Annotated in this window: 11 protein-coding genes; 2 read left to right on the forward strand and 9 right to left on the reverse strand. The window is 58.5% G+C overall.

Annotated features, from left to right (window positions below):
- The first annotated feature begins 203 nt into the window (after nt 1-203).
- Nucleotides 204-1,184 (forward strand): phosphate acetyltransferase, encoded by a 981-nt coding sequence (pta, locus tag ABCP74_RS00660; protein WP_055309798.1) that lies wholly within the window; start codon nt 204-206, stop codon nt 1,182-1,184.
- A 348-nt stretch (nt 1,185-1,532) separates the two neighbouring features.
- On the opposite strand, the gene ABCP74_RS00665 is transcribed toward pta, so the two are convergent.
- From ABCP74_RS00665 to rnd, 9 genes are all read right to left on the reverse strand, one after another.
- Complete coding sequence (locus ABCP74_RS00665; protein ID WP_343001007.1) at nt 1,533-2,711, reverse strand: acetate/propionate family kinase; 1,179 nt, start codon at nt 2,709-2,711, stop codon at nt 1,533-1,535.
- Nucleotides 2,712-2,875: 164 nt separating this feature from the next.
- Entirely contained in the window at nt 2,876-4,054 is a 1,179-nt protein-coding gene (locus ABCP74_RS00670; protein ID WP_343001008.1) for an acetate/propionate family kinase, read from the reverse strand.
- 121 nt (nt 4,055-4,175) lie between these two features.
- Nucleotides 4,176-5,336 (reverse strand): MFS transporter, encoded by a 1,161-nt coding sequence (locus ABCP74_RS00675; protein ID WP_343001009.1) that lies wholly within the window; start codon nt 5,334-5,336, stop codon nt 4,176-4,178.
- 119 nt (nt 5,337-5,455) lie between these two features.
- Nucleotides 5,456-6,346 (reverse strand): LysR family transcriptional regulator, encoded by an 891-nt coding sequence (locus tag ABCP74_RS00680; protein ID WP_195444453.1) that lies wholly within the window; start codon nt 6,344-6,346, stop codon nt 5,456-5,458.
- Nucleotides 6,347-6,387: 41 nt separating this feature from the next.
- A complete protein-coding gene (locus tag ABCP74_RS00685) occupies nt 6,388-6,723 on the reverse strand; it encodes a histidine triad nucleotide-binding protein (protein ID WP_035137921.1) in 336 nt (111 codons plus the stop codon).
- A 49-nt stretch (nt 6,724-6,772) separates the two neighbouring features.
- Entirely contained in the window at nt 6,773-7,039 is a 267-nt protein-coding gene (xseB, locus tag ABCP74_RS00690) for an exodeoxyribonuclease VII small subunit (RefSeq protein WP_006234311.1), read from the reverse strand.
- A 42-nt stretch (nt 7,040-7,081) separates the two neighbouring features.
- Nucleotides 7,082-8,533 carry an exodeoxyribonuclease VII large subunit gene (gene xseA, locus ABCP74_RS00695; RefSeq protein WP_022094104.1) on the reverse strand — a complete coding sequence of 484 codons (1,452 nt, stop codon included), beginning with the start codon at nt 8,531-8,533 and terminating at the stop codon, nt 7,082-7,084.
- Nucleotides 8,534-8,648: 115 nt separating this feature from the next.
- Nucleotides 8,649-9,353 carry a zinc metallopeptidase gene (locus tag ABCP74_RS00700; RefSeq protein WP_161159686.1) on the reverse strand — a complete coding sequence of 235 codons (705 nt, stop codon included), beginning with the start codon at nt 9,351-9,353 and terminating at the stop codon, nt 8,649-8,651.
- 64 nt (nt 9,354-9,417) lie between these two features.
- Complete coding sequence (gene rnd / locus ABCP74_RS00705; protein WP_006234315.1) at nt 9,418-10,551, reverse strand: ribonuclease D; 1,134 nt, start codon at nt 10,549-10,551, stop codon at nt 9,418-9,420.
- A 98-nt stretch (nt 10,552-10,649) separates the two neighbouring features.
- Here rnd and ABCP74_RS00710 point away from each other — a divergent pair, with 98 nt between their 5' ends.
- Nucleotides 10,650-11,567 carry a diacylglycerol/lipid kinase family protein gene (locus ABCP74_RS00710; protein ID WP_343011751.1) on the forward strand — a complete coding sequence of 306 codons (918 nt, stop codon included), beginning with the start codon at nt 10,650-10,652 and terminating at the stop codon, nt 11,565-11,567.
- Nucleotides 11,568-11,952: the final 385 nt, after the last annotated feature.

Genomic DNA, 11,952 nt, shown 5'->3' on the forward strand with positions numbered 1-11,952 from the left:
CGTTAGCTGGGCTTTTCTCGAACATTCTTCGAGACATATTTATCAGAGCGATTATAGCGCTAATGCGTCCTATAATGAGCTTGCCACACAAGGAAAGCTCAAGCATCGCGGCGTACATAATTGAAAGGTAAACCCGCTAGCAGCGGGTTTATTCGTGAACAGCCGGGCGCCTGGAGCTTAGCGAAACGCTTGTAAGGAGTAACATGAGCGATTTCCTTAACCGTATGAAGTCTGCCGCCAAGGCCGACCTTAAGACGATCGTCCTGCCCGAGGGCGAGGATCCGCGCACCATCGTCGCGGCCACCAAGATCATCGAGGAGGGCCTGGCAAAGATCGTCATCCTGGGCAACCCCGACGAGATCGACGTTCCCGGCGCCACCGTCATCGACCCGCGCAATGCCGAGAAGCACGAGGAGTACGCGCAGAAGTTTGCCGAGCTCCGCGCCAAGAAGGGCGTTACCATCGAGCAGGCTCGCGCCCAGGTGATGGACGCCACCTACTTTGGCACCATGATGGTCAAGATGGGCGATGCCGACGGCCTGGTCTCCGGCGCCTGCCACTCCACCGCCGACACCCTGCGCCCTGCGCTTCAGATCCTCAAGACCGCCCCGGGCACCAAGCTGGTCTCGGCCTTCTTCGTGATGTGCACCGACACCCCGCAGTTCGGTACCGACGGCACGCTGATCTTCGCCGACTGCGGCCTCAACATCAACCCGTCCTCCGACGAGCTCTCCGAGATCGCCATCGCCTCGGCCCACTCCTGGTCCACCTTCATGGGCAACGTTGAGCCGCACGTGGCCATGCTCTCCTACTCCACCATGGGCTCCGCCGGTGGCGAGGTCGCAAAGAAGGTCCAGGAGGCCGTGAAGTTCTGCAAGGAGAAGGCTCCCGAGCTCGCCATCGACGGCGACCTGCAGCTCGACGCCGCCATCGTCCCCACCGTCGCCCAGCTCAAGGCCCCCGGCTCCTCCGTCGCCGGTAAGGCCAACGTGCTCGTGTTCCCCGACCTCGAGGCCGGCAACATCGGCTACAAGCTGGTCCAGCGCTTCGCCGGTGCTGACGCCTACGGCCCCATCCTGCAGGGCATCGCCAAGCCGGTTAACGACCTGTCGCGCGGCTGCTCTGCCGACGACATCGTGGGTGTCGTGGCCATCACCGCCGTCCAGGCTCAGATGGCTGAGTAGCGAACATATCCCCTCGGGACCCTACAGGGTAAAGCTCTGAAAACGTCCTCGGACATGTCGGAAGCCCCCGCTGCGCACTACGTGCGGCGGGGGCTTCCTCCGTCCTGTGGAATATTTTCAGAGCTTTACCCTGTAGGGTCCCTGCCGTCACGTGGCAGTCAGGGTATCTGGAGTGGACGGCGGCTTGGCTACGAGCTGAGGCTGAAGATCTGGATGGCCGGGTGCCGTTGCTGGGAGTGCAGGCGTTACTGGCGATGGTCACTTTGGGACTGGTATTTCCGCCTGCTAGCAAAAAGGCCTCCGGAGCTGTTGCTCTGGAGGCCTTTCGTTTACTTGCAAATGCGCGCGTTAGTTGTTCTTGGTCAGGCGCTCGACGTCGTGGGCGATCATGTATTCCTCGTCGGTGGGGATGACCATGACCGTAACGGCTGAACCGGCGGCGCTGATGACCTGCGGGCCGTTGCCCACGGCCTCGCGGTTCTTATTGTTGTCGATGCGTACGCCCAGCCACTCAAAGCAGTCGCAGAAGGCCTTGCGGATCGACCAGTCGTTCTCGCCGATGCCGGCGGTAAAGGTGATGGTGTCCACGCCCGCCATGGAAGCGATCATGGAGCCAGCCTGCTGCATGGCCTTGTAGGCGAACATATCGAAGGCGAGCAGGCAGCGCTCGTCGCCCTCGGAGGCGCGTGTACGGATGTCGCGGGCGTCGTTGGAGATGCCCGAGATGGCAAGCAGACCAGACTGCTTGTTCATCATGTCATCGACTTCCTGATAGCTGTAGCCGCCCTCGCGCTGGAGGTAGCACACGGTGGCCGGATCAATGGAACCGCAGCGAGTGCCCATCATCAGGCCGTCGAGCGGCGTGAGGCCCATCGTGGTGTCGCGGCACACGCCGTCCTCGATAGCAGCGAGCGAAGCACCGTTACCCAAGTGGCACGAAAGCAGACGGTGGCAGCGCGAACCCAGGATCTCCTTGGCCATCATCCACTCATAGCGGTGGCTCGTGCCGTGGGCGCCGTACTTGCGCACGTGGTACTTGTCGCACACGTCCTTGGGCAGCGCGTAGGTATAGGCGACCTCGGGCATGGTCATATGGAACGAGGTATCGAAGACCGCCACGTTGGGCAGCTTCGGATACTTCTCACGGCAATACTCAATCGCCGCGGCCTCGCCGTAGTTGTGCAGCGGGGCGAGCGGGGCCACCTCGAGAATCTTGGCCATAACCTCGTCGTCGACAACTGCGGAATCATCGAAGTGCCAGCCGCCCTGAACGATACGATGACCAATGCCATCAATCGTAAAGTCGGTCTTCTCGAGCTCCTCGAGCACACGAGCGATAGCAGAGCGATGATCGGGGAAAGGGACCTCCTCGGTCTGCTTGGCGCCACCGTTCTCGGAGTGGCCAAAGATGCCCATGTCCGAACCGATACGTTCGCAGTTGCCCTTGGCGAAAACCTCGCGGGTATCGGTATCCAAAAGCTGATATTTAAGGCTTGAGCTGCCGGCGTTGACAACAAGTACGTTCATGAGACTCCTTTGCAGTGCAATACGGTCGACGCAGACCCCTTAAGGCGGCCGCATTTTAATAAGAAGTTATCACAACTTGATAAATAGCTATCAAGCATATCGCCCAACGAGCACAAAAGAGGGGCCGAACGGCGCTCGGTCGTCCAGCCCCTCCCCTCTTGCAATTACTTGCCGTTGACGATGCGCTCGACGTCGGAAGCGATCATGAACTCCTCGTCCGTGGGGATGACGAAAATCTTGACCTTGGAATCCTTGGCGGACAGGCACCAAGCGCCGTCGCCGCGCAGGGCGTTGCGGGCATGGTCCATCTTGACGCCCATAAAGGCCAGACGGTCGGCCACGCCAGCGCGGACAGCCGGAGCGTGCTCGCCGATGCCGGCGGTAAAGACCAGGGTGTCCATGCCGCACATGGAAGCAGCCATCTCGGCAGCCTTGGCGGCAATCTTGTAGACAAACATGTCGAAGGCGAGCTGAGCATCGGGGTCACCAGCGGCGGCGAGCTCCTCGACGTTGCGGCAGTCGTTGGTCTTGCCGCCGGTCACAGCCAAAAGGCCGGACTTCTTGTTCATCATCTCGTCGACCTCGTCGAAGGTGTAGCCACCCTCGCGCTGCAGGTAGCACACGGTAGCCGGGTCGATGGAGCCGCAGCGGGTGCCCATCATGACGCCATCGAGCGGGGTGAGGCCCATGGTGGTGTCCATGCACTTGCCGTCCTCGATAGCGCACAGGGAAGCGCCGGAGCCGATATGGCACACGACGACCTTGCGGGCCTCGCCGTTGGTCATCTCGGCGACCTTCTTGGAGATGTAACGGTAGCTGGTGCCGTGGGCGCCGTACTTACGGATGTGCAGCTTGTCGCAAACGTCCTTGGGTAGAGCGTAAGTCTTGGCGACCTCGGGCATGTTGAAGTGGAAAGCGGTGTCATAGACCGTGACGTTGGGCAGGTCGGGATACTGCTCCAGGCAGAACTCGATAACGTTGGCCTCGGGGTTGTTGTGGAGCGGCGCCAGCGGGGCGACCTCGCGGATCTTAGCGAGAACGTCCTCGTCGACGAGGGAGGAATCGCCAAAGTACCAACCGCCCTGAACGATGCGATGGCCGATGCCCTCGATCTTGACGCCGTTGGCCTCGAGGTCCTTCAGGACGACCTCGATGGCGACCTTGTGGTCGGGGAACTCGATGTTCTCGGTCACCTTCTTGGAACCGTTAGCAGCGTGGGTGAAGGTACCGCCGGTAAAGCAGACGCGCTCGCAGGAGCCCTTTGCGGACACCTTGTGGGACTTGGTGTCGATGACCTGATACTTAAGGGTCGAAGATCCCGCGTTGACGACCAGAACGTTCATGTGTCTCCCTACTAACAGGCGGTGTGGCGCCGCCAGGTTACATACGCTTCAATAATAAACCCAAACGCCCTCGCGCTCGGGTTTATTGGCGTTGATATATAAGTTATCGGTGTCTAAATACTCATGTCCTTTGGCTTGTAAGACGAAATAGCGCGGGGATATACACCAAAGAAGAAATCCCGAGCGCGACAAGCAATACGACTCGAATGCCCGCAGCGCTGCTCAACACAGCGTTGAGCAGATAGAAAAGAACAGCACCCACCGCCACCATCTGGCTTTGAACCGAAATCAATGAACAGCGCATCGAAGAATCAGCAGCATTTTGAAAAATTGAGTATTTAATTGGAGCAAACAACGAGTACGCAACCGTCTGCAGCACATAGAACACGGGCAGCAAATTAGCCGGAGTAAGGGGGATCAAAAACAAAGCTGTCAATACTAAGCGAATGATGCCGCAAATACGCGCAAAACGGCCCTTGTCGACATGAGCAATCACACTGGGCACAATAAGCCCCATGGAGGCCGAGGCAAGGAGCTGGACCGCAATGGTCACACCCGAAGCGACGGAATTCATTCCGCGGCCCGCAAGCAGCAGTGAGAAAAAGTCTTCCAGGGCGACAAAAGCAAATGCCTGAGAACAGTCCATGATGAACGCTGAACGAAGAATGCCATTACACGCAATAGCGGCACCGATCATCTTCGGGCTAATTCCACGCTCAGGTGCCCCCGCAGTGCCCCCTCTTCGCATCTCAGGAATGCAGACAACGACAACCAACGTCAACACCATTGCGATGATATCTGCCGAAAGACCAATGAGATATGCACCGACAGACGAAATGAAACCACCCACGCAAGCGGAGATGGCATAAGAGGCATAGAAAACAAATCGCTCAACGACATTAAGTCTTACGAGCTGGTCCTGAGAGACGCTGTCAATGTAAATCGCTTCTATGGATCCGCTCAGACATGCAACGGCAAAACCTTTGAGAGCGAACGCACCGATTAAAAGCAGAGGGAAACGGACGAGAAGCAGGGCAGCGTAGTATCCAAGCATCCCCACGACGCCAACGAGACCGCTTGTCTTTCGTCCAAACCTATCAGCAATATAGCCAGTGGGAACTTCGAGGATGAACTTGCTCACTTGATATGCAATCATCATGCTAGAAATCGCCACTATCGAGAATCCGACGAATTCAAGGTAAACCGTCAGAAAATACAAAATGGTGCTGAAGTTCGACAGAAAAACGAACGTCATATAAAGCAAAACCGTACGGTTTTTCATGCTCCGCCCTCCAAGAGTCAACAATCTGAATCGGAATCTTGGAAAAGCATGAGGGCAAAGCCGTCAGTCATGTGTTACAAGGCGTCAACATTCACTTGACAACACGAGGCCAAATGGCCTCACGAAGCAAGATGACGCAATAGGTGAAGAAATACCGTCTGGTGTCGATCGGTCCAGGCATTTTGTCGATAGCAAAAGTAGATGGGCAAGGCTACGTCATGCGAGCCTTCAATAGAGCACTCGCTCACTTCCAATCCATCTGATGCGAGAGAAGAGCCAGAAAAACTCAATATCAATCCCCCGGCTTGAAGAAACTCAGCCTGCGCCCTGCTTCCGTATTCGACATCGCGAAAGCGGAAATTAACCAGCTGAGCTTCGGGACATTGATTGATTGCATTGAGACAGGGTGACAAATTAATGGGAACAGCGAGCCTGCCGCCCAGTAACTCACGAATGGTCATAGCGTCAACAGATTGATGACCAGCTGGGCATGAAAGAACCCTGAGCTCCTTTTCACCCATATATTTTGAAGAAAGGACGCTGTCCCGTGGTTCCTCAAACGAGATAGCCGCGTCCGAAATTCCAAGTATAAGTGATTCAAAGCATGTTGCCGTTGGCTGATGCCACACATCAAGATGAATCTGAGGGTGCGAGCTTTCAAACGAGTCGTACCAGTTTTCGGAAAAAAGGAGCCCCCGCCCGTGAAGACAGGGGGCGTAAAGACGGAAATGGCCGTCGGGCGAAACGCCGCCGTTCCCCGATTGAGCGTACTTTTTGAGATCGTCGACTTGCGCCAGGATCACGCGTGCACGACGCGCAAATTCTCTGCCCGCCGGAGACAAAACAGCCTCCCCCGCCGATCGGTCGAGCAAAACAATCTGATACTCAGATTCCAACTTTTTTATTGCCGACGAAACGGCCTGCGGACTCACGTGAACGGCGCGAGCTGCTTTGCGCACGCCGCCATAGTTCGCTACAGCTTGAAGGTATTCGAGTTGAGAGAGCTGCATAGATTACTCCAAAGGCAGCCAAGTCGACGGCCTACGCGCCCTCAGATGAGGTTCTCGCCCAGGTTCTTGCCACCGAGAACGTGCATGTGGAAGTGCATGACGGTCTGGCCGGCGTTGACGCCCTTGTTGGAGATGACGCGGAAACCGTCCTCCAAGCCCTTGGCCTTAGCGACCTCCTGGATGGCGTGAGCCATGGCGCCCATGGTCTCGGCAGGTACGTTGTCGGCGATGTCACTGTAATGCTTCTTGGGGATCACGAGCGTATGGACCGGCGCCTGGGGATTGAGGTCGTCGAAGGCGATGACCTGGTCATCCTCATAGACAACGGTCGAGGGGATCTCGTGGTTGGCAATTTTGCAGAAGATACAATCGCACATAGTTGGTTCCTTTCTCACAGACCAAGGTAATTATATTTGGTCGGGATGGCTAGAACGAGAGGTTGTCGTCGGTGTTGGCGGCTTCGCCGTCGGCGAGCACGTCGTTGCCGTCGACGTCCTTAAGAAGCACCGAGACCTTCTGCTCGGCATCGGACAGGCGGGTGCGCAGGCTCTTGAGGAGCTCGACGCCGCGGGTATAGCTCTCGAGCGATTCCTCGAGCTCCATATCGCCCGACTCCAAGCTGCGAATGATGAGCTCCAACTCCTGCGAGGCCTGCTTGTACGTAAGCTGCTCGACCGGGGTTTTCTCTGCCATATCTGTTTCCTTTCCTAAAGGTTTATCGCTATGAAACGCGGTCTACTCGACCGTATCGACCGTTGCCGCAACGTTACCGTCTGCCATGCGCACGCGGATGGCGTCGCCGGGCTTAAAGGTCTTGGCGCTCGTGGCCACCCCATCATCGCTGTACGCGATGGAATAGCCGCGGGCAAGCACCTTGAGCGGCGACAGGGCATCAAGCGACGCGGCAGCTCGGCCCAGGTCGGACGCGGGCTTGCTGAGCATCGAACGTCCCTGATGCTCCAGACGGGAACTCGCAAGCGTGAGCGCATGGCGCTTGCCATCGAGCCCCGAGGTGCTTGTAACCAGACGCTCGGGCAAGCGCTCAAAGTTGGAGCGGAATGTCCCGACCGAGCGTACTATGGCGCCCGACAGGCGATCAGCAGTCAGCGCAAGCTCCGATTCGCGACGCTCAACCATAAATGTGGGGTCGTTGAGGCACGGGCGGCACGCAGCCGCATCGAGTGCATCGCCCAAGCGAGCCGAATAGGTATCCCAGGCACGGCGACCACGCTGATCGAGCATCTCCAGGTCGACCTGGGCCGACCCAATCATCGATGCCATCGCGGCACCCAGGCGCTGATGGCGCGCCTCGAGTACATCGGCCAACTCCGTCATAGCCGGCGCCACCGATTCTGCCGCCGCCGTGGGCGTGGAGGCGCGGCGGTCGCTCACCATGTCGCAAATCGAGGTATCGGGCTCATGGCCAATGCCGGTCACCACGGGCACAGGACAAGCCGCCACCGCACGGGCAAGCTCCTCGTCGTTGAAGGTCATGAGGTCCTCGAAGGAGCCGCCGCCGCGCACCAGCAAGATGCAGTCGGGCGCTGGCGTGATGGCGGCGGCACGGCGCAGGCCCTCAATAAGCTCGGCCGGCGCACCCTCGCCTTGAACCTTAGCGCCCACGCAGACGAGCTCGACGAGCGGGTTGCGACGACGCAATGTGCGCTTGACGTCGTCGATTACGGCACCCGAAAGCGAGGTAACGACCGCCACGCGGGAGCAAAACACCGGGATGCGGCGCTTACGCGCTTCGTCCATCAGGCCCTCGCGGCGTAGCTTTTCGGCCAGTTGCGCCACTTGTTGACGCAGCAGACCCTCCCCCGCCAGCGAAAACGAGCGAGCGACAAAGCTCATGCGGCCCGTGGCCTTATAGAGATTGAAGCTGCCCTTAAAGCTCACCTGCATGCCGTCGCGCAGATCGAACGTGCGCTTGAGATAGGCGCCCTTCCAGATGATGCAGTCGACGGCCGCCGAGTCGTCCTTGATCTGAAAGTAGCAGTGGCCGCTTCGGGCGTTGGGACCACGAAAACCCGTGACCTCGCCCAAAACGCTCAGCTGCGGAATGGCATCGAGCGCGCCGGCGGCGATCTCCACCGCCTGGCTCACGCTGAGCTCCTTGCGCTCCTGATCGTCCGAACCGTCGAACTCGGCGGAAACGGCATTGCCGGTTAGATTCCAGCCCGCCACGCAGCCTCCTTTCGTCATCGTGCACATGGGCTCCGGCCCTGCGCAAATTCAAGTCCAACACATAGTACAGCGCCGCGGGGACACGAATCCCCGCGGCGCCTGCCTGTCCCATTTGTTATCGGTTGGAGTTTCTGTTGTAGCGAGCCATAAGATAGAGCAGCTGAATAATCGAGGTGAGCGCCGCAGCCACATAGGTAAGCGCGGCGGCCGTCAGCACCTTCTTGGCACCGTTGACCTGCTTGGAGCTCATACCCGACTGCTCAATATACGCCACGGCACGCCGGCTGGCATCAATCTCAACCGGCAGCGTAACCAGTTGGAACAGCACGCTAAACGAGAAGAAGATCAGTGCGAGGGTCGTGAGTCCCGCGATGTTCATAAACAGGCCCAAGAGCAACACGATGGTCCAGGTGTTCTGGGTAAAGTTGACGACCGGCACGAGGGCGGTGCGAACCTTCATCATGGCGTAACCGCTTTGACGCTGGGCGGCATGGCCCGCCTCGTGGCAGGCGACGGCAACGCTTGCGACCGACCCGCCCGAACGGTTGGCATCCGAGAGATACAGGTTATTGTCCTGCGGGTTGTAATGGTCGGTGAGCTCGCCGGCGACACCCTTGATACCCACGGCGTTGCAGCCGTTGGCGTCGAGCATGCGGCGAGCGACCGTGGCGCCCGTGTCGCCGTCCGAGCGAACCTTGGACCAGGTTTTGTACGTCGAGTTGATATAGTTCTGTGCGGCAAGACCAATCACCGTGCAGACAAGAACAACCAGCAGGTACAGCGGGTCGATGCCAAAGCCGTATCCATAGTAATAAGGCATGCGAATTCCTCCGAATCGAGTTACACGTTGGAGGCATTCTACCCACTCAAGCGGCTAGGCTTCCTTACAGCAATTCAATTTTGCCATCTTTGACCGTCAACCCCATGTTGCCCGAGAGCAGATCGTCCAGGCGCGAGCCCACAAGCTCAAAGCGCCAGCCTTCGCGCAAGGGGCTCTGCTCGGGATGCTCAATGTAGTCGGCCAGGTCATCGCGCGAGGCAATGACCGAGGTCGCCACTCCCGAGCGTTCGGCAACCAGGCGGATGAGCGCGTACATGAGATCCGTCACGCTCTCCAACTCCGGAGAGATCTGGCGATGCCCGCGCACCATGAGCGGCAGGCGATCGTGCGGGCAGCTTGCGCCGCGCTTGATGGCCATGAGCGCACCGTCCACGTCGCGCTCCCCCAACTGATCGGTACCGCGAATGCTGCGGAACTCCTCAACGCGCACGGGATTGCGTTTAACGAGCGCAAGCAGCGTGTCGTCGGACATGACCCATTTGCGCGGGATGTTGCGGCGCTCGGCGCGGTCCTCGCGCCAGGCGGCGAGCTCGCGCGCGATACCCAGCTGGTGACGACTGCACGAGTTGATGCGTTTGACCTTGCGGAACGCCTCGTGGCGATCGGCGCGATAGTGCGACTCGTCAGCCAGCGGGCGCAGCTCGTCGAGCACCCAGTCCACGCGGCCCAGCTCGCGCAGGCGGCTCATCATCTCGGTATAGGCCACGATCAGATACTTGACGTCATCGATCGCGTACTCAATCTGCTTATCGGTCAGCGGGCGACGCGACCAGTCGGTCAGTGACTCGGTCTTGGGCAATGAGACGCCGCAAAACGTCTGCACGAGCGCGCCGTAGGAAATCTGCTGACGCTCGCCCAAAAAGGCGGCGGCCACCTGCGTGTCAAAAATCGGACGCGGCAGCACGCCTACGGTATGGAGCATGACCTCCATATCCTGCGAGCAGGCGTGGAAGACCTTGGTCACGCTCTCGTCGGCCATAAGCTCGGCCAGCGGCGATAGGTCGTCGATTACCAGGGGATCGACCGCTACGCTCTCGGCAGGGGTGGCAATCTGAACCAAACACAGACGCGGATGGAACGTGCGCTCGCGCAAAAACTCGGTATCGACGGCAATCGCGTCGAACTCACGGGCGCGCTGGCAAAAGTCGAGTAGAGCCTGATGTGTGGAAATGTACATATCAACCCATCGAATAAGGTTAGGCCCGAAAAACACGGGTAGGATATCGGCATTGCCTTACAACTATACTCGGTTAGTCACAGAACGGGAACGTAAGTATGCGCTGCCTTATCATCCACAACCCGGCATCGGGCCCCAGCTCAGATGAAATCTACGCATTCACGTACGCCCTCGCGCAGGGCGGCGACGAGGTCGTGATGCGTTTTATCGGCGATGGTATGGAACCCGAGGATGCCGTGGCGGACGTGCGCGAATTCGATCGCGTGGTCGTTTCGGGCGGCGACGGCACCGTCTCCAACGTGCTCGACCAGATGCGCGGGTGCGGTGTCCCCACGCTCGTCTTCCCCTCCGGCACGGCCTGCCTGTTCTTCAACAACATTGGCAACGCCCCCGAAGCCGCGGCGCTCGCCAAGGCCTGCCGCGCCGGTCGCACGGTCAAAGTGGACATGGGCGAGCTCTTTTGGCTCGACGAGGACGGCAACGAGAAGCGCCACGGCTTTATCATCATCGCCGGCTCGGGCTTCGACGCCGAGATCATGATGAAGGCCGCCCCCACCAAAAACGACATCGGCGAGATCGCCTACTTCCTCTCCGCGCTCGCCACGCCCAACCCCACGGTGGCGCACTTTACGATTGAGCACGACGGCATTGTCGAGGAGCTCGACGGCATTTGCTGCATGGCCGGCAACACCTCGGTCATCCAAAACGACATCAACCTGTTCCCCGACTGCCGCATGAACGATGGCATGGTCGACATTGCGGTCATCGAACCCGTAAAAACTGTGCAGCTTCTACCGACTGTGATCACCGCCGCACTCGACCCCGCCGGCAAGGTACTCGGGCGCCCGCAGTTCAAGATCATCCAGACCAAGGAAGCCAAGATCACCTGCACCCCGTCGCTGGGCATGCAGTTCGATGGCGAGATCATCTCCAGCAACTCAGGCGTCTTTGGTGCCCGCGCACTTCCGCAATGCCTCGACCTCATCGTCGATGAATTCTCACCGCTTGGTAAATAGGAGGACCCCATGAACGACAATCCCCTGATCGGCTTTATTGTCATCGTCTTGGCCATGCTCGTCGGTTACGCCATCAACGTGATTCACCGCCGAAAGAAGTAATTCCACATTGGTCTGATATTCATCCAATTATCGTCTCTCCCGTTGTTTATGCAAATCCTAAACAGCGGGAGAGTTTTCTTTTTGACCGCCGTCTAATGCTTTATTCAGCTACAGTAAATGCAGGGTGTCTTTATTTAACTAAAGCCATAAAATGAGTATTATTATCCGTTCATCGTATATTTCTTCACGCTCATCGAGTAAAAGCTGTTGTCGAATGAATACTCTTTACACTTCCTTTAGGCTAATAGATGTATTTATTAGCTGAAATCCTGCACGGTTCCGC

The sequence above is a fragment of the Collinsella aerofaciens genome (assembly GCF_039062315.1).
Lineage (GTDB): Bacteria > Actinomycetota > Coriobacteriia > Coriobacteriales > Coriobacteriaceae > Collinsella > Collinsella aerofaciens_BG.

Bases quoted from the DNA above. Each gene is read 5' to 3' on its own strand.
- pta (WP_055309798.1), top strand. From the start codon at position 204: ATGAGCGATTTCCTTAACCGTATGAAGTCTGCCGCCAAGGCCGACCTT.
- ABCP74_RS00665 (WP_343001007.1), bottom strand. From the start codon at position 2,711: ATGAACGTACTTGTTGTCAACGCCGGCAGCTCAAGCCTTAAATATCAG.
- ABCP74_RS00670 (WP_343001008.1), bottom strand. From the start codon at position 4,054: ATGAACGTTCTGGTCGTCAACGCGGGATCTTCGACCCTTAAGTATCAG.
- ABCP74_RS00675 (WP_343001009.1), bottom strand. From the start codon at position 5,336: ATGAAAAACCGTACGGTTTTGCTTTATATGACGTTCGTTTTTCTGTCG.
- ABCP74_RS00680 (WP_195444453.1), bottom strand. From the start codon at position 6,346: ATGCAGCTCTCTCAACTCGAATACCTTCAAGCTGTAGCGAACTATGGC.
- ABCP74_RS00685 (WP_035137921.1), bottom strand. From the start codon at position 6,723: ATGTGCGATTGTATCTTCTGCAAAATTGCCAACCACGAGATCCCCTCG.
- xseB (WP_006234311.1), bottom strand. From the start codon at position 7,039: ATGGCAGAGAAAACCCCGGTCGAGCAGCTTACGTACAAGCAGGCCTCG.
- ABCP74_RS00700 (WP_161159686.1), bottom strand. From the start codon at position 9,353: ATGCCTTATTACTATGGATACGGCTTTGGCATCGACCCGCTGTACCTG.
- rnd (WP_006234315.1), bottom strand. From the start codon at position 10,551: ATGTACATTTCCACACATCAGGCTCTACTCGACTTTTGCCAGCGCGCC.
- ABCP74_RS00710 (WP_343011751.1), top strand. From the start codon at position 10,650: ATGCGCTGCCTTATCATCCACAACCCGGCATCGGGCCCCAGCTCAGAT.